Origin of the sequence: Bacteriovorax sp. BSW11_IV, from assembly GCF_000447755.1 — a bacterium.
Taxonomy (GTDB): domain Bacteria; phylum Bdellovibrionota; class Bacteriovoracia; order Bacteriovoracales; family Bacteriovoracaceae; genus BSW11-IV.
The window spans coordinates 1-21,222 of the sequence record NZ_AUNE01000044.1; the positions used below are offsets into that span (position 1 = coordinate 1).

Here is a 21,222-nt window from a genome sequence, read left to right on the forward strand (position 1 = left end):
TATAATGTCTAAACTCAAAAGTATTCTCTATTCATTGTTTACGATTGTTCTTGGGGTGAGCATACTGTTCTTCATTATCCGCCTATCTCCCGGAGATCCGATTGAGAGGATTCTGGGACCAGAAGCTAGTTTAGAGGATATTAATCACTATCGCACACAGCTCGGGTTAGATCGTCCGATGCTAGCTCAGTATATAAGTTTCATTACATCAGTATTTCGCGGCGATTTAGGTACTTCTTTATTTAAGAAAAAAGATGTCTTCGATCTTCTTAAAGTCCATATGCAGCCGACATTAGTTTTGGCACTACTTTCAGTTTTTATTTCAGCTCCACTGGGAACGCTATTAGGTGTCTTTGCAGCACTCAAAAAATCAACAGCAGTCGATTCAATACTTAGAGTTGTAACGCTGCTTGCTCTTGCTTTTCCTATATTTTCCTTGGCCCCGATTCTGGTTCTGGTCTTTTCTATAAAAATGAATTTACTACCAGTTTCTGAATGGACGAGTTGGAAACATATCATTTTACCAGTTCTAACTTTAGTAATTCCTCTTTCTTCTATCGTATCTCGTGTGTCGAGAAATAAATTTTTAGAAGAAAAAGATGGGCCTTGGGTGCAGGTTCTTCATGCTAAAGGAATGGCAAATCGTGATGTGGTCATTCGCATTATTAAAGTTACTTTGCCTACGATATTGAATATCGTTGCTATTCAACTTTCTGTTGTTCTTGCGGGAACAATGGTAACTGAAACAATTTATGATATTCCTGGAATGGGATTATTGTTATTTGAGGCCATATCAAACAGAGATTATCCAGTCGTTCAAGGTGTTATCATCTATTCAACCATAGTTTATATGTCGGTTTTTTATTTTATAGATTATTTGAATAAATTCATTGATCCAAGATTGAGTGGGGAATAAATGAAAGAACATACAAATAGAAAATTAAATAAAGAACTTAAAATTGGATTATTTTTAATTTCTCTTTTTGTAATATGGGCAATCGCTTGGACTGTGTATTCAAATTTCATCGCAGGCTCAATAAGCTCTCCTTATTTACCAATTGCAACAATTAGTAACGAACTTCTTTCTCCAAGCTCGCTATTCCCTCTCGGAACAGATATCTATGGTCGCTCTTTATTAGAGGTTATTTCTGAAGGACTCATTTACTCATTAACATTAGCAATTATTGTTAGTTTCATTGCTGCAGCCATTGGTATCATTATCGGTTATATTACGGCCGAAGGACGTGGCTTTTTAAAATATTTTTGTGACTTATCAACAAATTTGATCTTTATTTTTCCATCGATCCTAATTGCGATCATGGTCATGTCTGTCGTTGGGCAATCAATGTCCGGACTTATTGTAACGATGATTTTTACTGGTTGGCCGTCATATGCAAAAGTTGCAAGAGGTGAGGCACAAAGAGTTTTATCTCTGTCGTATGTTGAGAGCGCAAGGGCCGTTGGTGTGAGTGAAACGCGTTTATTTCTCAAAACAGTTCTTCCTTCAATTCTTCCCGTTTTGATTGTGAATTTTGTACTAGGAATTAGTGGCGTTATCGTCAGTGAAGCAACACTAGGATTTCTTGGATTAGGTGGTAGTGAATATTCGTGGGGAAATCTCCTTTCAATGGGAAAGACAGTGTTACTTGAAGCTCCCTACATCGTCGTGTTTCTAAGTGTTATACTAGGAACACTAATTATCGGCCTAAACCTGTTAGGGGACGGCTTAAGAGATTTTATTGATCCAAGAAAGTCCTCGTGAACTTTCTAAAAAAACCGATAAGGTGTCAAAGTTCATTCAAGTAGAACGTGGGAGATTAAGATGAACAATTTAGGTCAACTTATTTTTACTGGTATCTCTGGTACTAGTCTTACAGATGAAGAAGCACAATTTTTAGAAGAAGAAAATATTGGTGGAGTTATTCTTTTTTCAAAAAATTATGAATCACCGGCCCAGTTGGCCGAGCTCATCAATACAATTCAAAACTGTAGACAAGAATATCCTCTTTTTATTGCAACTGATCACGAGGGTGGTAGGGTGCAAAGATTCAGAAAAGGATTCACTGACTTTCCAGCGATGCTTGATATAGCTCAGTCAGATTCACCAAAGCAGTGCTACACTGTCCATAAAATTATGGCCGAAGAGCTTTCTGCTTGTGGAGTAAATATTAATCTTTCTCCAGTTTGTGATATTTTTACTAATGAAAAAAATAAAGTCATTGGAGATAGAGCTTTTGGAACAGATCATGAAACGGTTTCAAAATATATTTCTTCAGCGATTCGTGGTCTTCAGACTAACAATATTTTAGGTTGTGCAAAACATTTCCCAGGGCATGGAGATACAACCCTAGACTCTCATTATGATCTGCCAATTGTTAAGACGCCGATGGAAGAATTAAAAGAAAGAGAGTTCCAACCATTTATCAAGGCCATTAAGTCGAGAGTTGAATTTGTAATGATGGCCCATTTAATAGTTGAGGCCATTGATCCAGAACTGCCATGTACTCTAAGCCCTAAGGCCTACAAAATTCTTCGTGATGATATGAAGTTCTCTAAACTAATCATTACTGATGATATGCAAATGCAAGCGATTACAGATCATTATGGAACAGGCGATGCTGCAATTATGGCAATAAATGCTGGAGCAGATATTGTTGAGTATCGAGACATGAAAGAAGCGCAGATCGCATTGGAGGCCCTAAAAGAAGCGGCCAAAACAAAGAAACTTAAAAACTCAGTTATTATGGATCGCTATAACAATATTCAAAAAAGTAAAAAACAATACTTTACTGAATATAGACCAACTTACATTCCTGACGTTTCGAAGAAAGTTGGAAACGCGACCAATCAAAGATTCCTAGAAGAGCTTAAAAAACTCATTCAAAAATAATCGACAATTTTAATATGTATTAGAGGGCTACACGGCAAAAATAGGCCGTGTGGCTTTTAGCAGCAAATTCTTTGATATTCTATACTTATGGAGAATATCATGAGGAATTTATCAATTCTATTTTTGCTTTTTGTGGCGAATATTTCGTTCGCTCAGGCCTTGCGTGGTTACGAAGGAAATTATGCAAAATCAACTCCGCGTGAAGTAAATGTTATTCTCAAAGAAGCATGTGAGAGAGGTCATTCAGAAAACTGTTTTGAACTTGGTGCACGTCTTCTTCCAAGTGAGAATGAAAAAACTTCTGCCCTTGGTAGATCGTATGTTCAAAAGGCCTGTAAAGATGGCGGTATTAAAGAAGCATGTGAGATGCTTACAGGTGAAGATAAAGTAAAAGGATCTGATCTTCTCTTATGGGCCGGTGTTATTCTCATAGGTATTGCTACTCTAATTATTACAAGAACAATTTTCGATGACGAAGATCAATTCAAGGCCCAAGAAAAATTAGATGAAGGTGGAGAGAGTGGAAAGAAAGTAAAAGATCACGGAATCGTACTTAAATACTCGCGTCCAATGTTTAAACGCTACGTTTCTCCAGTCGTAGCGAATATGAAAAACAAAAAGAAAATCAAAGAAAAATATCGAAGAAAGCTTGCGAGTGCAGGTCTTACTGATTATTTAACGACTGAAGATTTTTACGCATTCAAGTTATTTCTTATTATTGGTTTTCCTGTTGTCTTTGTTGCAGTTAGAGTTTTCTTGGAAGAAACATGGCCATTATCTTATATCCCTGCAATTGCACTTATCGGTTTTGTTTATCCAGATATATGGATCAACGGAAAAATTCAAAGACGTCAAAAAGAAATTATTTCTTCAATGCCATTTTGTGTAGATATGCTCGCCCTATCAGTAGAGGCCGGTCTCGACTTTATCGCTGCTATGACAAAGGTTGTTGAAAAAGCAAAAACATCTGCACTAACTGAGGAATTTGAAATTCTTATTAAAGAAATTAAAATTGGAGCTTCAAGGGCCGAGGCCCTTAGAAATTTAGCATGGCGATGTGAGCTTATGAGTATTTCATCGTTTTGTGCGACACTTATTGCGGCAGATTCGGTCGGGGCATCTATTGGTCCGATCCTTAAGGCCTTATCAAAAGAAATTCGCGAAAAGAAATCTTCTGAAGTTGAAAAGGCCGGAGCAACGGCCGCAACAAAAATTCTATTTCCAATGATGTTTCTTATTGTTCCTGCGGTATTTCTCGTTGTTGGTGGACCACTGGCAATTGAGTTGATGGGAGGACAGTAATGATCGCGAAAATAGGTGATTCGATTATTGCAAATAATGTGAAGATCGCAAGTACGACAATTGATCGCATGATAGGTTTAATGTTTAAAGAAAAAATGGTGGGATTTGATGCTCTATTAATTGAGCCTTGTAATTCAATTCATACATTCTTTATGTGTTATGCCATCGATGTAGTCTTTCTTAACAAAAACTATGAAGTAGTAAAAATTATTCGAAATATGAAGCCATGGCGTTTATCGGCCATCTATTTTAGGGCAACTAAAGTTTTAGAGCTTCAGGCAGGGACGTTACCTGAGAATGTTTCAAAAGGTGATAAATTGGTGATGCATGTATAAATTAGTTGCAGTCGCGGGGAAAATTAGGGGGCAAGAGTTTATACTTAACAGTGGTGAAAACACTGTTGGGAGAGATGATTCATGTGATCATACTATAACTATTGATGGTGTTTCTAAGAAGCATATGTCCATTTCTGTTACTGATGACGTTGCCTATCTCAAAGACTTGGGAAGTTCTAACGGTACATTTGTAAATGGTAAGATTGTAAAAAGAGCGACTATTAAAAATGGTGATAAGATCGCACTGCCTGATGTTATTTTTCAAGTTGTTTATGTAAAAGAAAAGAAAATTGTAATTAAAAAGGTCGCCGCAAAAGAAGAAGACCCTGAAGAAGTATTTCTACGCGGGGGAACTCCTCCAACTGCACTTGGTCCAAAAATTCTGCATTTATTTAAATATAAAGTAATGCCGATTATTCACGGTATCAACGAAGAATATGAGTGGCGTGTTCTATTTGCCATTATGACAACAATCTTCGTCATAACAACAATTACACTGACAATTTTTCCAATTCTCCAAGATAGTAAAAAACTTTTACTTCAAGAAATCGCAAAACGTGGTGCCCACTATGCAGATGAAATTGGTCGTATCAATTCACAGGCCCTAGAATCAAAAAACCTAGATCGTGTTAACTCAGACTTCCTTGAAAAAGAAGATGGTGTTACATCGTATGACCTCTTTGATTTACAGGGGCGTATTGTTCGTCCACTTGCTAGATTGAATGAATATATCGACGATACATTCTCGATTGAAGTTAAGGAATGGGCACAAAAAACTCAAAGGAACACAGGAAACTCCGTTTATAAAAAACTTCTTAATGATGGAAGTATCGGTATTGGTAAAAAGATTATCGCTTATAACGCTAAAATTGGTGAATTTGAGGCCGTAGGTCTTATTGCAATTCGCTTCTCGCCAACATCACTAGCTGTGGAAGCACAGAAGAGCCAGACCGCATATATGGAAGCTTTAGTTACTTCCATGCTCGTTTCAATTTTCTTCTTCGGTATTGTCTACTATTTAACAATTAGACCAATTGATGAGATCAAATTTCAAATTGAAGAGGCACTTCGCGGAAGACGACGAAATGTCGAAGGAAAGTACCTCATGATAGAGCTTCACCCATTAAAGTCTGTTGTGAATAGTTTGCTGCAAAGAATTCGAGAACTTCAAAATGATACGGCCGATTCTGAGTTTGATGATATGGAAAGCGATGAGTCTTATGTGGCAACCCTTAAAGAGTTTATGCGTGGTTCAGCAGGCCCAACAATTGTTCTCGATTCTCAGAAAAATGTCCAAGGAATTAACCTAAGTGCCGAGGATTTAACAGGGATTAGAGAGAATTCTTCTGTGGGGATGTCGCTTTTAGATGTCAGTCGTGAAAAGGGATTTGCTGCAACTGTGATAGAATTGTGTGATGAATCTGCCAATAATGGGGGCTACTCACAGCAAGGTGATTATGAACTTCAAGGTCACCAATATGAGATTTATGTAACTTCGTTAATTGGAAAAGATAACTTTGCAAAAGGCTTTTTCGTTAGTTTTGTAAAAGGTAGTTAGTCATGGCCCAAAATGCCGTTAAAATTACTAAGAATATTGCCCAGCCAGAGAAGGCCGGAGATTATAACCGTTTAATCTGTTTGACTGGAAAAAATAAAGGACTTTGCTATTACTTAAAAGGGGCGAGAGTTGTTATTGGTCGTGGAACAACGGCGGATATACAGATCCTTGATACAAATGCCTCTCGTGAGCACGTTGAATTAGTAAAAGTTGGTGATCGCTATGTTCTAACAGATCTTCAATCTCAAAATGGTGTTATTGTTAACGATTTGAAAGTTACGCAACACGAATTGAAAAATAATGACAAGATCATCATTGGTGCGACTGTCTATAAGTTTAGTCACATAATTGTGAAAGAAAATCAGTTGGCCCTTGTAGAAGACGAAGATGATGAAGAAGAGATCGTAGAAGAAAAAAAGAAAACCAAGAATACCAAAGAAGATAAACCTAAGAAGAATAAACGTGTTCTTATATATGGTGCCGCTATTCTTCTCGTTGTGACTTTCTTACTTCCTTCTGAAGAGACGAAGACAACAAAACCGATGATAAAAAATCAAGGTAGTATTGATGATATTTCAGTTTCTCTCGTCAACAAAAAAGAAGTTGAAGATAAAGAATTAGAAGAGAAATTAGAATCAATTATTCACAGAGGGCAAAGAGAGTATAGAGAAGGAAACTACTTTAGGGCAATGGAAGAATTTAGAATGGCCCTGATACTTTCTCCAGAGCATGGGCAAGCATCTTTTTATATGCAAAAGTCGAAGCAAAGGCTTGATGAAAATATTAAAAATGCGTTCATTCGTGCAAGTCAGGATACGGAAGCATTGAAGTATTCAAATGCGATAGTTTCTTATTGCTCTGTAATAAAATTGTTACAAGATTATAATGTTGATGATCAAAGATATGTTCAGGCACAAAATCAAATCAAGGACCTAGAACAGAAAATGGGGCTAGCTGAAGGTGAAATTAAGTGTTTCGAAACTGAATAAATTCATATCTGAGATTGATCTTGGACAAGAAATCATCGGAGTTGAAAACTCTGAAGTTATCTTTTTAATTGGACGCTCGCCAGAGTGTCATGTGTCGCTTAATGATCAAACGATTTCGCGCGAACATGCAAAAATCCAATATGTGAATGGAGTCTGGACCCTTCATAAACTACCCGGACTTGGAACTCTTTCAATAAATGGTGTACCAACAGAAGGTGGTGTTCTTCAAAATGGAGATATCATCAGAATTGGTGACTTTTCTTTAACAGTCTTTCTTGTACAGCAGCAAGTTGCTCAAGAAGTTGCACAAGCTCCTATTGCCGTCGCCCCCGTTGAAAGTCCAGATGACTTTTCTCATGAAGACGCCCAGGATGCGACAACGGAATTTAGTGAAGATCAATTAAGTGATACACCTTTAGTAGAGGAAGACCCTCTTGCGGATTTAGGCGGAAGTCTCGATGATTTGGGAGACCCAGATGCTGAAGAAACTTCGTTTCCCGATGAGACTGATGGTACCGAGGGAATGGACTTTTCTGGTGGTGATGGTGAATATGCTGATGAGTATGGTGAAGGTGAATATTCTGATGAAGAATATCCAGTTGAAGAATATGACGACGACATAGGTGAAAAAACATCTGTTGCCATTAGCTTCGCCAATATTAATTTAGAAATTTTTGGTGAATTTGCACCCTACGATCACTTTAATATAAAGGATGCAGAAGTCTTCATCGGTCGTGATCCTGAAAAATGTCAAATTCTTCTTAATGATCCTGAGGTCTCAAGTATTCATGCTGTAATTCGTAGAAATAATATCATGTGTACAATTGAAGATTTGCAATCTTCGAATGGGACACTGTTAAACGGCAAGAGAATTAATAAAGAAGACCTTTCAAATAATGATGAGTTCATTATTGGATCAACGACATTTACAGTTAAAATTGGCTCAGATTTTTTAGAGCAGCAACTGAAAACGTTAATGCCTGTTGCTGAAAATCAGGAAATTCAAGTCGAAGAAGTTGTCGAAATTGATGAAGATGAGCTGGAAGAAGGCGATGATGCGGTTTTTGGTGTTGAGACCCCTAAGTCACAATCTCTTTTTTCTAAGGATGCTTTAAAAGATCCTCAAAAAAGAAAGAAACTTCTCTATATACTTGTTGGACTTCTTGTTCTGTGGACATTCCTAGGTGAAGACGAACCAGAAAAACCGACAGCAAAAGATGTTAAGGCAGAAGCTAAAAAAGCAGCTCCAAAAAAAGATGATATCAAACTAACTCCTGCTCAAGCAGAGGAGGCTGAATCACTTTATCAATTAGGAAAGCAGTTGGCCGATGATGGACGCTATAGAGAATCAATCGAAACACTAGATAAGCTTTTTCTCATTATAAAAGAATATAAGAATGCTCGCTCGGTTTATAATCTTGCGAAAGAAGGTTTAGAAGAACTTAGAAGAATTCAAGAGAAAGAAGAAAAAGATAAGAGAGAAGCTGTTCGTAAAGCAAGAGTAAAAGAACTCGTTGATAAGGCAAGGGCCGCAGTCGATGAAAAAAATGATATTCTCGCAGAAGGATTGTTTGGTGAAATCTTAAAACTTGATCCAGAAAACTATGATGTGGCCTCTATGAAGCTTGAGATTGAAGCTTGGAGAAAAAAGATCCAAGAGGAAGAGTTGGCGAAGGCCCAAAAAGAAGCAGAAAGAAAAAGACAAGTTGATGCACTAGCTCCAGGGAAGAACTTCTATCTTAAAAAACTTTGGTATAACGCCACTATAAAGTTAGAAGAATTCTTACGCATGAAAGGAATCGATGAAGATCTTGTAAAAGAAGGCTCTAAAATGCTTGATGAGTCTAAGCAAAAGTTATCGGCCATCGTGCAACCTCTTCTTGGAAAAGCTAGATCTTTGAAAGAAGGACAGGATTTAAAAGGTGCATACGAAACTTATAATCAAATTTTGAAATACGATCCGTCTTCAAATGAAGCTTTGAATGAAATGGATGAAATTCGTACTACTTTACATAATCGTTCGATGAGAATTTTTAGAGAGGCCTTAATTTCGGAATCTCTAAGTCGCTACGATGAGGCCCGTGAGAAGTTTCAAGAAGTACAACAGATATCTCCTACAGATAGCGAGTACTATAGAAAGGCCACTGAAAAACTAAAAGACTATATTGAATAGTAAATGAGGATATTGTGATTAAATCTTATTCGGCCAAAACAAATCAAGGACCATGCCTAGAAGTTAATGAGGACGATATTCATATTGATATTGCCAATAAACTTTTTCTTGCCTTTGATGGTTTTGGAGGGGCCGGAATCGGTGATAAGACTGTAGGAGACTTAAAGAATAAGATATCTGATTTCTATACTAAGATCGGGGGAGACCCAGATTCTACAATGCCATTTTTTTACGATCCAAAAAATCTCATTGAAACAAATGCTTTCATTAACTCAATGCTTATGGCCCACGAGGATCTGCTTAAAAAGAATGAGCCAAAACAGATGCACCAGCGCGGAGGAGCATCGATGATGGCAACTATTCTTTGCGAAAACATTCTAAGTGTAGTGTCTGTTGGAAACCTTGTATGTGCACTCGTGCGTGATAGTAAGGTTCAGCTTGTGACAACTCCTGATACTATGGACCCTCCATGGATCGATACATATCAACCTCATTTCTATACAACTCCACTAAATGCTTTTGGTCTTTTTACTAATCTTAATTATGAAAGTAAGGAAATTCGTGTACGAGATGGAGACACAGTTCTTGTTATGAGCGATGGAGTTTATTCTCGTCTTACTCCAAAAGATATTAGAGAAATTGTCGCAAACGGACAGTTAAAAGAAGTTGAAAAGGTTGATAAGCTCTTTGCTCTTTCAAACGAAAGAGGTAACCGAGATAATCAGTCGGCCATAATTCTACGATTTTAATTTCCAATAACTTGTTGATAAAAAAGCTGAATTAAGAGAAAATATTCAACATGACAATTAAAGTTTTAGTAGCCGATGACAGTCAAACAATTCAAAAAGTAGTTAAAATAACTCTTTCTGAATTATCTTATGAACTCACTCAAGTTCTAGATGAGCAAACACTTATTGAAGAAGTGGAGACGGAACACTACGATCTTCTCCTTCTCGATTTCGGTTTGTCGCAAACGACTTCGGGCTATGACCTCGCAAAATCAGTAAAAGAAAAAAGCCCAGATACGGCCATCATGGCCATGCTTGGGACATTTGATAGTATTAATGACAATCTAATGCATGAAAGTGGCATCTCAGATAAGATTACAAAACCTTTTGAGAGTGAAAAATTCATTAAAAAGTGCCAGGCACTTATTGATGGCAGTGATGATGAGTTTGAACCACAAGATAGTTTTGGTTCAGATGATGATCTCGCAGGTGGTTGGGTTGTCGATTCACCACAAGTTGAAGATAAGAAAGCAGAAAACGAATTTAATATGCAAGAAGCTCAACCAAGTAATCTTTTAAATGAAGAGATGAAAGGTTGGGGTGTTGAAGTTCCAGGTGTAATTGCTAAGAATCAAACTGAATTTGGTGAGTTCCCACCAGTTATCGCCGGTTCAAATAATCTCGCTCTATTAAAATCAGAAGATTTTGAAGAGCAAGTTGAAGCAGCAATAGATTCATCATTACCGGCCCAAGACGATTTAGAATATCCAGATATGGGATCAGATGTTGATTATGTTGGATCATCTGAAGAAGATTTGAAGTCAGTTCGTTTTCCTGGCGCACCTAAAGAAGAGCAACAAGTTGAGTCTCATGTAGAGCACGAAGAAGACTTTGTGCCCGCACATGATAAAGATGAAGATGAAGTTGCAAATCTTCTTGACGAAGACGCTACAGATCCTGATTATCAGCTTCCGGCCGAGCTTATGGCCAATAATCATGTTGAAGAGGATCTTGATGTCTCTTCAGAAGAATTTTGGGCGGCAGATGATGAAGCTCATGAAGCCGAAGGGTTATCTGAGAGCGAAGACGTTGCTGCTGAGGTAGTTCAACCAGTTGAAGAAAAAGTTGTAGAAATGGAAGTTGCTAAACAAATGCCTGCTCAGGTCGTTGCACCTGCACAAGTTGTAATTGATGAAGATAAAATTGTTGAGAGAATTACAGCTAACTTAAAACCTCTTCTAGAGAGTATGGTAAGAGAGTATTGTCACTCGAATGTTGATAAGGTTGCGTGGGAAGTTATTCCAGATCTTGCCGAAAATCTCATTAGAAAAGAGATCAAAGAGATTTCGAAATCTGTTTTAGACGCTAATTAATCCAAAATAGTAAGGGACCCATTGTAAATATGGTGGGTCTGGCCTGCGCTCTCTAAAAGTGCTTCTCCCCAAACTCCAATTCCGATAAAAGTACCAATGTTTTCAACATCACCATCTTTGATGAGAACATTTTTATTAAAATGGGCGCAATGATTTTTAAACTTTGCTGTGACGTCATTTTCGTTAACAATTCTATTGTCTAAAATATAAGTGAAAATTTCCTCGGCAATAGAGTGGAATTCATCTTGGTCTAAATGAAAATCTCCGAGTTGACCGAGCTGGTAGCGGTTATGTTCTAAGTTGTCTGAAGTGATTTTTGTGCCAAAATTAATTCCCATACCCACGATAAGTCTTTCATTTACTATTTGGCATAAAATTCCAGCGACTTTAGAACTCTTGTTTACAAGAAGGTCATTAGGCCATTTTATCGATAAATTAATCTTGTACTTTTCTGCAAAATATTCACATAAGAGCACGCCCATTTCTAGTGAAGATAAAGTTTTCTTTCTATGGGGTTCGAGTGCCATAGAGAAGGCAAGTGCATTTCCTGTGTCTATCCAATGATTTCCTCGACGCCCTACACCCTCAGTTTGTGCTTTCGTACTAACAAGTAAGTTTAAACCATGATTGTTGCTTAACTCTACTAAGTTGTCTTGTAGGTATTTTTGAGTCGATGCAATGGAGTCAAATTTTATATGCTTCATGGGTTTTCTTTTTTATGTATAATTTGTAAGGTAATTCTAAATCATCTTACAAATAAAGGTATACCATGACACTTATCCAAAGAACTGAACCTCGTCAAATCTCTTTTACACCAAACATTAATCCTTATGCTGCTGGAAGCGTTATTGCTGAGTTTGGAAATACAAAAGTACATATTACAGCTTCAGTTGAAGAGTCTGTTCCTCCATTTTTGAAAGGAAAGGGGCAAGGTTGGGTGACTGGCGAATATAATATGCTTCCTTCTGCAACTCACACAAGATCACACCGTGAAAGATCTAAGGTAAGTGGTAGAACTCAAGAGATTCAAAGATTAATTGGCCGTTCTTTGAGATCAATTATTGATCTAGAAAAATTAGGAGAGAGATCGATACTTATTGATTGTGATGTTTTAGTTGCTGATGGTGGAACAAGAACAACTTCAATCTCAGGTGCTTATGTTGCTCTTGAAATCGCAGTTAAGAAATTGATGAACGAAGGAAAGCTCTCTGAGAATCCAATTCGTGAACAACTTGGTGCCCTTAGTATTGGTATTAATAAAGAAGGGAAAATCATTGCTGATTTAAACTATATTGAAGATTCAAGTTGTGAAACAGATATGAATGTTGTTATGACGAGTACTGGGAAGTTCGTTGAAGTTCAAGGAACAGCAGAGGGCCATCCTTTTAGCCGTGAACAATTCAACGCTTTAATTGATTGTGCTGAAGTTGCAATGAAAAGAGTATTTGAAGCTCAAAATAAAGTTTTAGGAAAGTAATATGAAATTTATCCTCGCATCAACAAATGAACATAAGGCAGAAGAGTTTAACGAATTATTCGACAAAGAAATTGTCGAGGTCGTTGCTGCAACTGATAAGTTTGATGTGGAGGAAAATGGAAAGACCTTTGCTGAAAATGCACTAATTAAAGCAAAGGCATATTACGACAAATATAAAGTACCAGTGATGTCCGATGACTCAGGTCTTTGTGTAAAAGCGATGCCCAACGATCTTGGAATTTATACGGCACGTTTTGGTGGACCAGGTCTATCTGCAAAAGAGCGCGCAGAACTTTTAGTCGAAAAGATGAAAGATGTTGTACGTGAAGACAGGGGCGCTTACTTTGTTTGCGTCCTATGTTTTTACTTAAATCCTGACGAGATTTTCTTTTTTGAAGGGCGCGTCGATGGTCATATTGGTCATGAATATAAGGGTGAATTTGGCTTTGGATATGACCCCGTTTTCCACCCAGATGGAGAGCATGAGCACTCAACATTGGCCATGGTTCCGGAATGGAAGTCTCTGAATTCACACAGATCAGTGGCCTGTAGGCTTGCCCAGAAATTTTTTCATGAAAGGGTTTGCCAATCTTAACAGAATCATTTATAACTTGTTCTCACAAATGACTGTCGGAGAGTAGCGCAGCTTGGTAGCGCATCTGCTTTGGGAGCAGAGGGTCGTAGGTTCGAATCCTATCTCTCCGACCACTTCTTTTCTTATCCTAAACATTATTTCTCAAACAAAAAATATTTCTTAACTTTACATAGCATTTTAGGCAATCTGTACCAACAGCTTTATCTGAGCTCTTATTCATACTAAAATTAGCAAATGAAAGTATGCCTATTTGCCTTACTCATTCCTTATGTCTTTTTCTTTCGAAGTGTAAATGCGAGCTATCGGTTAATCGATAGTAAACTTCTCTTAAATCAAAAAATTGAAAATTCATACGATACATCTGGCGATGGAAAAATTGACTACGTTGAAGTTCTTGTAAACAACTCTCTTGTCGAAAAAAAAATCGATAACGATAACGACGGCGAAATAGAGCAAATCGTAAAATATCTAAAAAATGATCCTACTGGACTTGTTGAGTTGAGAAAATATTTTCTTCCAAAATCCAAGTTTCCTTTTTTAACAGAAAAATTTATCAAAGATCTTAAAAATAAAAATATTAAAGTAATTTCAGAATTTGATGACAATGCAGATGGGATCATTGAAAGAAAACAAAATAAAATTATTGATCTCTTCGCTATTAAAGAAAACTGCGATCCTAGTTTAAAAGGATTTAGTGAGCTCAATTCATTTGCAGATAGTTCTTTAAAAGTTCTCCAAGGCAAAGAAAAATCTTTAGTGATTGAAAGCTACAATATTGATGCTGGTTGTTTCAATGAGAAAGGAAGAGATTGGTTTCTCATGAGGCTAACAAATGCCATGACAACAGGTATGAGTTGTTTAAAAGACCTTGCAGATAAAAATGGGCGTGGTGCTCAAAAAAACTATGCGGGACTTGATCTTCTTATGAAGAGAAATAAGATTCAACTTTACTGCTCACAAACTGATTATGATTGGCACGGAACTCTGGCCCATGCGACAGTTTCATCGGATGATGAAATTAATGGAATTAAGCATCCTGCCATATCTCTAAATCCGAATCTCGCATCAAGGTTAAAGTCCAATGGAGGTGATTTGGAATTTGAAAGAACTCTCTTTCATGAACAGCTTCACAATCTCGGCTTTCGTCATGGTCATGATATTGAATATCCTTATGCGTGTGAAGTTTGCTGCTTTCCAAGAGATGAAAAAGATGAAGTGAAAAATAAAGCATGCCAGATCTGTAGCGGTAATTATTCAGATGGTAACGATATTAATTATGTCGCCGATATAAGTGACTATGGAGCGCTTACTTACAGTCGTTCGATTGGAAAAAAAACAAATATATCATTTCTAAAAAATAAAATTGGTGATGAGCTTGGGCTTGCATACTTGGCCTTAAATACAAGCGGCTACTTTGATCCTGCGGGAGTTGCTCTGGCAAAGAAATTAGATAAAAGAAAAGAGCTAGATTCTAGAACGAAAGAAATTTTGCAAGAAGCTTTGAGTAATGATTCACCAAAAGAGCACGTCGATTTTGAGAAAACTTCAAATTCTGTGGCAGATATTTATCTAAATCTATTTGCAGATGGAGACGTAGTAAAGGCAATTGAAAATCTCGAGTCAAATTTAGATGTTTATAAAAAAGATTTATCTACAGTTAAAGTGAGCGATCCTGAGAGTTATATAAGAAACTCACTTTTGTCTGAAATAAATTCGGTCATTAATATTATCTGGCTTGAAGATTATAAGGGTCGCACAAATATGTCACAAAGCGAGCAGGAGCAATTGCAAACAAGGGCCTACAACCTCAGTCTTGAAATCGAAAAAATAAAAGGCGAGAACTAAACCCTGTTGACGATCATGTTTATAAGAGATACTAATCATATTCATTAGAAACTTTAATCAGTTAAGGGATTATGATTATGAAAAAGCTTCTTGTTTCTCTACTTACACTAATGTCACTAGCTACTCTCGCCTCTGAATATCCTGTAGAACCAGATGCTGGCCTTACTCCAGGTGAGCTTTGTAAGAGACCTAGTGCTTACCGTTATCCCGAGAAAATAGCTTACTGTAATCGCGATGTTTCTAAAGGGACGAAAGACGATATCTTCAGACAGTACAGAAAATTAGGTTATAGGCTTAAAATTAAAAATAGAGCAGATTACAAAATTGACCACTATATTCCTCTTTGTGCTGGCGGTAGTAACAGCCGTAAAAACCTTTGGCCACAGCATAAGTCTATATTTAAATATACAGATGCAGTTGAATCAGTTGGTTGCCAAAGATTGAAAGAAGGAAGAATTTCTCAAAAAGCACTTATTGAATTAATTAAATATGCAAAAAGTGATTATCAAAGGGCCAACCAAGTTGTTGATAAATTGGCCAGAGACTATTAGTTTTAGCAAATTGGGGCTTTGCAAAAAGCCCCGTCTACAGCATTAAATCAGCTACTTCGAACTTCTTAATTTTCCTTTCATCACCTTAGAAACTGCAATAAAAAGTGTACGAATGACAGTGTTAATGGTACTTTTTTTTGGCCTACACACGAACATTTAACACAGAGCAGAGGAACCGCTTGTGAAATTAAAGAGACTAATCATTCAAGGGTTTAAATCCTTTAAAGACAGGACTGTCATCAATTTCGACGATGGAATTACAGGGATCGTTGGACCCAATGGTTGTGGTAAATCAAATATTGTAGACGCCCTTTTTTGGGTAATGGGTGAGCAATCGGCGAAGCACCTTCGTGGTAAATCTATGAAGGATTTAATTTTCGCAGGATCATCTAAATATAAGCCAGGTGCTTTTGCAGAAGCATCTCTCGTACTAGAAAACGATGATGGAAAACATATCCACATTGGAAATAAAGTATCATCACCTTCTGAAATCATGCTTACACGTAAGCTTTATAGAAATGGTGAGACAGAGTATAGAATCAATAATATTCCAGCGCGTTTGAAAGATATCCAAGAAGTATTCATGGATACTGGTGCTGGAGCTAAATCATATTCAATTATTGCTCAAGGTGAGATCAATCGACTTGTTCAGGCCAAGCCAGAAGAGCGTCGTACAATGATTGAAGAAGTTGCAGGGATTACAAAGTTTAAAATTAGAAAGCGTGAATCTGTTAAAAAGATTGAGCAAACTGAACAAAACCTTGCCCGCTTAAGTGACCTTCAACAAGAGATTGAAAAAAATCTTAAGGCCCTTGAAAAGCAAGCAGAGAAAGCTGAGAAGGCGAGAACTCTTCGCGATAAAATTAAAAGAAATGAAGTTGTCGTTAATGCTCACAGAGTGTTTGATCTTTTAAAAGATCTTCGTGATGGTAAGGTTGCACTAAACGAAAAAACAATTGAAGTTGAAACTTGGGGTACAAGAAAAGACTCTCTTGAAATTTCTCTTGAAGAAGAGCGCTATAACAAAGAAGAGCAAACAGATAAGATTGAAACTCTATCGAAAGAAAGAAACGAAATCTCTAATCAGCTTGCAAAATCTGAAGAGCGTTTGAACTCTCTTTGCAACAGCTTAACAGATAAAGAAAAACAAATTGAACTTCGTGAAAAAGAACTTGAAGAACTTAAAGAAGAATTGGCCGAACGTCTTGCAAAGCAAGAAACTCTCAAAGTTCAAATTAAGGAAATCGAAGACAGAAACAACGAAGATTACGACTACTCACATGTTGAAGAACTTGTTGAGAGCCTAAAAGAACAACTAGAGTTTAAAACAGCTTCTGCTTCAGAACTTAAAGAAGAACTAGATGAGAAAAAAGAAAAAATGCAAAATCTTTCTCAAACAGTTTTTCAAAATACTTCTAAGCTTGAAGAATACAGTGCAAACCTAGAAGATATTACGACTGAAATTGAAGCATTAGAAAAACAATATTCTGGAGTTTCAAAAGAAATCCAAGATGAAAGAGATGCTGTTCATGCCGCTGAAAAACTTCTTTCAGAACTTACTTCTTCTGAGAACGTTCTTCGTGCTGAGCTTGAGGCCCTGCAAACTGAAGTTAAAACTTTAGAAAGAGATTTAAGAGAGAAGTCTAAAGATGTTATTACAACTGAATCAAGACTGAATTCACTTAAAGAAATCAATGCTTCTCTTGAAGGTGCTAAAGAAGGGGCGCAAGCTTTTCTTCTAAATGCAGACGAAACAAAGTATTCACTTCTTGGTTCACTTATCAAGTGTGATGACCAATATACTAAGGCAGTTCAACTTCTATTAGCAGATTACCTAGATACTCTTGTTTCTAACTCTGATGATACTGAAGACTTCAATGCTTGGTGTGCTGCTAACACAGATAAGGCCGTAGACTTCCTTGTTGGAAACAAATCAGCTGATCTTGCATCACCTGAGTCTCTTGAAAGATTGAAAATTGCTTTTGGTGAAGAGTTAAAAACTCTTGGCGATATCGTTGAAATTGCTCCTGAATATAAATCACGTTTGATGCCATTTTTTGACGGTTTCTTTCTCGTTCCAGAGCTTGAATCATCAAAATTCAAATCGCTAAGCTTTGATCTTAAATACAAAGCTGTCGCTTCGTACGATGGTTCAAAGGCATTCAAAAATGTTGGAAACGGGAAACTTGTTACGATTAAAAATGCTTCTGACGAAGGTCAGGGTGTTATTGCAAGAAATAATCTTATCCAAGAACTTGAAACGAAACTTGTTATAATGAATGAAGAACTTACAGCACTTGAAGAAACAGTTGCTGCTAAGACTTCTGACTTTGATTCAAAACAAGATGCTTTCGATGTTCATAGAAATAAACTTTCTGATGGGAAAGCTGATTTCGCAGCTAAAAAATCTGCACTGGATTCTAAGCTTGCAGGAATGGCCTCTGGAAATACAAGACTTGATATTCTTAAAAATAGAAAACAAGAAATTTCTAGAGCAAGACTTGATCTTCTTGAAAATGAAGAGAGCCTAGCTAATAACTTAAAATCTCTTAAAGAAGATATTGAAGATCTAGCAATGCAAGTTGAAGAGCTTCAATCTGAAATTGAAGATCAAAAAGCTTCATACGATGAAAATAAGCAAGAACTTCTTCAAAGACAACTTGAAGCAAAATCATTTGCAGACAGAATCAGTGGTTTAACTTCTCAGATTGAAGATATCGATGCTCAAAAAGTAAGAATGAATGCACGTATTGAATCAAACGTGGCGCTGATTGAAAAACTTAATGAAGAAATCAATCACGTTAATGATGAGATTGAAACACTTGAAGCTTCGAACCATAAAACAGCTGAAGTTCTATCTGATAAAGATGAAGTTCTTAGTATGCTTAAAGATCAATTCTCAGAACTACTCCTTGCTATGCAAGAGCGCGAAGACGAAGTTAAAGATCTTTCTAAGAAAATTAATAAGAATGAAAAAGAAGTGGCCGAGCTTGAAATTAAAATGGCCCAAATGCTTAACGAAGAAGAAGAGATTACACGTAATATCTTTGAAAAATATAGAATCGATCTACGTTATACAATTGGTCACTTCCTAGAGTTCTCTGAAGATGACTTCCATGATCTTAAAGATGTTTCAGGAATGTATTTCATTGAAACTGAGAATGGTACTCAGGAGATCGATAGAGAAGACTACGAATTTGTTAGACGTTATGGTCAAGATCTTAAAGACTGTTCAGCTAAACTTAAAAACTACAAGATGGAATACTCTCGTCTTGGAGAAATCAACTGGCAAGCAATCGAAGATTACGACAGACAAAAGCTTCGTTTTGAATTCCTTAAAGTTCAAGAAACTGAACTTCGTGGATCATTACAAGACCTACAGACGGCCATCGGTCATATTGATGAAAAGTCTAAAGAGCGTTTTGCAATTGCTTATGAAGAAGTTAATACAAGATTCCAAAAAGTATTCCCAATCATCTTCGGTGGTGGTTCTGCAACTCTAAGAGTAACAGGAAACCTAGATGATGCTGAATGTGGTGTTGATATTATTGCTCAGCCGCCAGGTAAGAAAATGCAGAATATTAACCTTATGTCAGGGGGAGAGAAGGCCATGACAGCAGTGTCGCTGATCTTCTCAATTTTCCTTGTTAAGCCATCTCCATTCTGTCTTCTGGATGAGGTTGATGCTCCTCTAGATGACGCGAACGTTGGACGTTTCAATGAACTTCTTCGTGAGATGAGTTCTGATTCGCAGTTCATTCTTATTACTCACAATAAGAAAACAATGGAGCTTAACGATACACTTTACGGTGTTACTATGCAGGAGCCGGGTGTATCAAAAGCAGTATCTGTACAATTGCACTAAAAGTTCAATGAGTATAAAATTAAAGGGTCCAACAAAGGGGCCCTTTTTTTATGCTAAAATCAGTCATTTTATTATCAGTATTATCGTTTAACTCTTTTGCTTTTTTGCCTAATTCTTTCAAGGCGAATTTCAAGCAATCAATTGAATCGAAAAAATCAAAAAGAAAAAGATTTATCAATGGTACTGTGGATTATTTGTATCCAGGGCATATTAAGTTCGAAGTGGTTGCTCCTGATAAATCAACTTATATCAGCAATAATGTTAAGACTTGGTATTATAGACCGCCGATTTTAGAAGGTGAGCCAGGACAAGTAACGATTCAAGATGCGAGGACCAATCCTTTGCATTCACTTTTTGATGTCTTAAAAAATGGTCTTAAAACAAATGATAGCTATAAAGTTGTAACAAAAGATAAAATTGCTTTCTTAGAATTTGAAAAATCATTTTCTAAAAAGCTAGGTATTGATAAGGCCGAAATTTTATTTAAAGATTCATTGGAATTTTCTAAGATCGAAAAAATTACACTTCATTACGAGAGAGGAAAGTCGGTGGAGTTGTTTTTTTCAGATATCAAAGAAAATCCTAGTTATGATAAGAAATTCTTCGAATTTGTAACTCCACCTAAAACGACAGTTGTTAATTAATTTAATTGGCTTGTAAAAAAGTTTGTTGTGAATTCAATGCTCTCAGATGAGTTGATTTTCTTATAAATAAAGAAGTTTCTCATGACGAGTTTCACATACTTTCTTGTTTCAGCATAAGGGATCATTTCGATAAATTCGATAAGATCTCCTGAATAGCGCTCTTTGTACCATTTTCTAACAGCGCTATCGCTAGCATTATAAGAGGCAACGTACAGTGGGAAAATACCATCAAACATTTTATTGAGTTCATTTAACAGTGATGCTCCAAGAAGAACATTTGTCTGTGGCGTGAACAAATCATCATGGTCTCTGTAAGGGATTTGGTATCTTTGCCCCAAAATTTTTGCCTTCTCTGGAATAATTTGCATAACACCAAAAGCATCTGCCCAGCTTCTTGCGTGTTGGTTGAATGCACTTTCTTGACGAGAAATTGCATAGATTAGCTCTGGTTCAACATTAAACTTCTTCGCTGCAGCCTTTACTTCTTCTTTGTAAGGGGTAGGGAAGGCATAAGTTGGATTTTCTTCAATCAACTCTCTTCTGCTTTCTTGAGATAGAGAATAGACTTGAGAGATCATAGCATCGTAGTGACCAATCTTCTTATAAAGAGGAAGGGACGCCACTCTAAGCTTTGATTCTTTCCATTCACGTCTTTTTGAATCAAGGTATTGTTTGGCAACATCAAATTCTCCAAGAGAGTACAACCAGTCAAAAGTCTCGTCTTTTAGAGGATCAATCTCATTAACTTTTGTAATTGGATCAAGCGTTTGACCTAGCTCATAGTGAGATAAAAATGAATAATACTCTAGTGGATCATTTTCGATAACTTCTTCAAAAAGGTCCTCAGCTTTATCTTCATTCCCTAGACGCTTGTAGGCCTTAGCAAGCCAGTACTTG

General features: G+C 36.9%; 18 protein-coding genes and 1 tRNA gene. 17 read left to right on the plus strand and 2 right to left on the minus strand.

Going from position 1 to position 21,222, the window contains the following annotated elements; translation table 11 throughout:
- From M899_RS11870 to M899_RS11920, 10 genes are all read left to right on the plus strand, one after another.
- On the plus strand, positions 1-916 hold a 916-nt coding region (locus M899_RS11870; RefSeq protein ID WP_155897202.1), incomplete at its 5' end, for an ABC transporter permease.
- Entirely contained in the window at positions 917-1,762 is an 846-nt protein-coding gene (locus M899_RS11875; protein ID WP_021271719.1) for an ABC transporter permease, read from the plus strand.
- A gap of 60 nt (positions 1,763-1,822) precedes the next feature.
- The gene (gene nagZ, locus M899_RS11880) at positions 1,823-2,890 is read left to right on the plus strand and encodes a beta-N-acetylhexosaminidase (protein ID WP_021271722.1); all 1,068 of its coding nucleotides are present in this window, start codon (positions 1,823-1,825) and stop codon (positions 2,888-2,890) included.
- A gap of 99 nt (positions 2,891-2,989) precedes the next feature.
- Complete coding sequence (locus M899_RS17835; protein WP_021271717.1) at positions 2,990-4,192, plus strand: type II secretion system F family protein; 1,203 nt, start codon at positions 2,990-2,992, stop codon at positions 4,190-4,192.
- Complete coding sequence (locus tag M899_RS11890; protein ID WP_021271718.1) at positions 4,192-4,527, plus strand: DUF192 domain-containing protein; 336 nt, start codon at positions 4,192-4,194, stop codon at positions 4,525-4,527. The genes M899_RS17835 and M899_RS11890 overlap by 1 nt, the downstream gene beginning before the upstream one ends.
- The gene (locus M899_RS11895; protein ID WP_021271720.1) at positions 4,520-6,085 is read left to right on the plus strand and encodes an FHA domain-containing protein; all 1,566 of its coding nucleotides are present in this window, start codon (positions 4,520-4,522) and stop codon (positions 6,083-6,085) included. The genes M899_RS11890 and M899_RS11895 overlap by 8 nt, the downstream gene beginning before the upstream one ends.
- Positions 6,086-6,087: 2 nt before the next feature.
- The gene (locus M899_RS11900) at positions 6,088-7,074 is read left to right on the plus strand and encodes an FHA domain-containing protein (protein ID WP_021271707.1); all 987 of its coding nucleotides are present in this window, start codon (positions 6,088-6,090) and stop codon (positions 7,072-7,074) included.
- A complete protein-coding gene (locus M899_RS17840; protein WP_021271724.1) occupies positions 7,046-9,247 on the plus strand; it encodes an FHA domain-containing protein in 2,202 nt (733 codons plus the stop codon). The genes M899_RS11900 and M899_RS17840 overlap by 29 nt, the downstream gene beginning before the upstream one ends.
- Positions 9,248-9,261: 14 nt before the next feature.
- Positions 9,262-9,996, plus strand: a complete 735-nt coding sequence (locus M899_RS11915) for a PP2C family protein-serine/threonine phosphatase (RefSeq protein WP_021271709.1) — start codon at positions 9,262-9,264, stop codon at positions 9,994-9,996.
- A gap of 50 nt (positions 9,997-10,046) precedes the next feature.
- Positions 10,047-11,348, plus strand: coding sequence for a response regulator (locus tag M899_RS11920; RefSeq protein ID WP_021271723.1), 1,302 nt, complete (start codon positions 10,047-10,049; stop codon positions 11,346-11,348).
- Here M899_RS11920 and M899_RS11925 read toward each other — a convergent pair.
- Complete coding sequence (locus tag M899_RS11925) at positions 11,345-12,052, minus strand: biotin--[acetyl-CoA-carboxylase] ligase (RefSeq protein WP_021271721.1); 708 nt, start codon at positions 12,050-12,052, stop codon at positions 11,345-11,347. The genes M899_RS11920 and M899_RS11925 overlap by 4 nt on opposite strands.
- 65 nt (positions 12,053-12,117) lie before the next feature.
- On the opposite strand from M899_RS11925, the gene rph reads away from it, so the two are divergent.
- The 7 genes from rph (at position 12,118) to M899_RS11960 (ending at position 20,325) form a co-directional block, all read left to right on the plus strand.
- The gene (rph, locus tag M899_RS11930; RefSeq protein ID WP_021271708.1) at positions 12,118-12,825 is read left to right on the plus strand and encodes a ribonuclease PH; all 708 of its coding nucleotides are present in this window, start codon (positions 12,118-12,120) and stop codon (positions 12,823-12,825) included.
- Between the two features lies 1 nt (position 12,826).
- Positions 12,827-13,420, plus strand: a complete 594-nt coding sequence (locus M899_RS11935) for a non-canonical purine NTP pyrophosphatase (RefSeq protein ID WP_021271715.1) — start codon at positions 12,827-12,829, stop codon at positions 13,418-13,420.
- Positions 13,421-13,456: 36 nt separating this feature from the next.
- Positions 13,457-13,533: transfer RNA gene (locus M899_RS11940), tRNA-Pro, on the plus strand.
- 121 nt (positions 13,534-13,654) lie between these two features.
- Entirely contained in the window at positions 13,655-15,265 is a 1,611-nt protein-coding gene (locus M899_RS11945) for a hypothetical protein (protein ID WP_021271714.1), read from the plus strand.
- 77 nt (positions 15,266-15,342) lie between these two features.
- Entirely contained in the window at positions 15,343-15,816 is a 474-nt protein-coding gene (locus M899_RS11950) for a hypothetical protein (RefSeq protein ID WP_021271712.1), read from the plus strand.
- Between the two features lie 181 nt (positions 15,817-15,997).
- The gene (gene smc, locus M899_RS11955; RefSeq protein ID WP_021271710.1) at positions 15,998-19,681 is read left to right on the plus strand and encodes a chromosome segregation protein SMC; all 3,684 of its coding nucleotides are present in this window, start codon (positions 15,998-16,000) and stop codon (positions 19,679-19,681) included.
- Positions 19,682-19,731: 50 nt separating this feature from the next.
- Positions 19,732-20,325, plus strand: a complete 594-nt coding sequence (locus M899_RS11960; RefSeq protein WP_021271713.1) for a LolA family protein — start codon at positions 19,732-19,734, stop codon at positions 20,323-20,325.
- On the opposite strand, the gene M899_RS11965 is transcribed toward M899_RS11960, so the two are convergent.
- Positions 20,322-21,222: lytic transglycosylase domain-containing protein (locus tag M899_RS11965; RefSeq protein ID WP_034729145.1), on the minus strand; the 901-nt coding region annotated here is incomplete at its 5' end. The two genes, M899_RS11960 and M899_RS11965, sit on opposite strands and share 4 nt — an antisense overlap.

Coding starts and splice junctions, on each gene's coding strand:
- M899_RS11875 (WP_021271719.1), top strand. CDS start 917: ATGAAAGAACATACAAATAGAAAATTAAATAAAGAACTTAAAATTGGA.
- M899_RS11925 (WP_021271721.1), bottom strand. CDS start 12,052: ATGAAGCATATAAAATTTGACTCCATTGCATCGACTCAAAAATACCTA.
- M899_RS11950 (WP_021271712.1), top strand. CDS start 15,343: ATGAAAAAGCTTCTTGTTTCTCTACTTACACTAATGTCACTAGCTACT.
- M899_RS11890 (WP_021271718.1), top strand. CDS start 4,192: ATGATCGCGAAAATAGGTGATTCGATTATTGCAAATAATGTGAAGATC.
- M899_RS11945 (WP_021271714.1), top strand. CDS start 13,655: ATGAAAGTATGCCTATTTGCCTTACTCATTCCTTATGTCTTTTTCTTT.
- M899_RS11960 (WP_021271713.1), top strand. CDS start 19,732: ATGCTAAAATCAGTCATTTTATTATCAGTATTATCGTTTAACTCTTTT.
- M899_RS11935 (WP_021271715.1), top strand. CDS start 12,827: ATGAAATTTATCCTCGCATCAACAAATGAACATAAGGCAGAAGAGTTT.
- M899_RS11900 (WP_021271707.1), top strand. CDS start 6,088: ATGGCCCAAAATGCCGTTAAAATTACTAAGAATATTGCCCAGCCAGAG.
- M899_RS11920 (WP_021271723.1), top strand. CDS start 10,047: ATGACAATTAAAGTTTTAGTAGCCGATGACAGTCAAACAATTCAAAAA.
- rph (WP_021271708.1), top strand. CDS start 12,118: ATGACACTTATCCAAAGAACTGAACCTCGTCAAATCTCTTTTACACCA.
- nagZ (WP_021271722.1), top strand. CDS start 1,823: ATGAACAATTTAGGTCAACTTATTTTTACTGGTATCTCTGGTACTAGT.
- M899_RS17835 (WP_021271717.1), top strand. CDS start 2,990: ATGAGGAATTTATCAATTCTATTTTTGCTTTTTGTGGCGAATATTTCG.
- M899_RS11895 (WP_021271720.1), top strand. CDS start 4,520: ATGTATAAATTAGTTGCAGTCGCGGGGAAAATTAGGGGGCAAGAGTTT.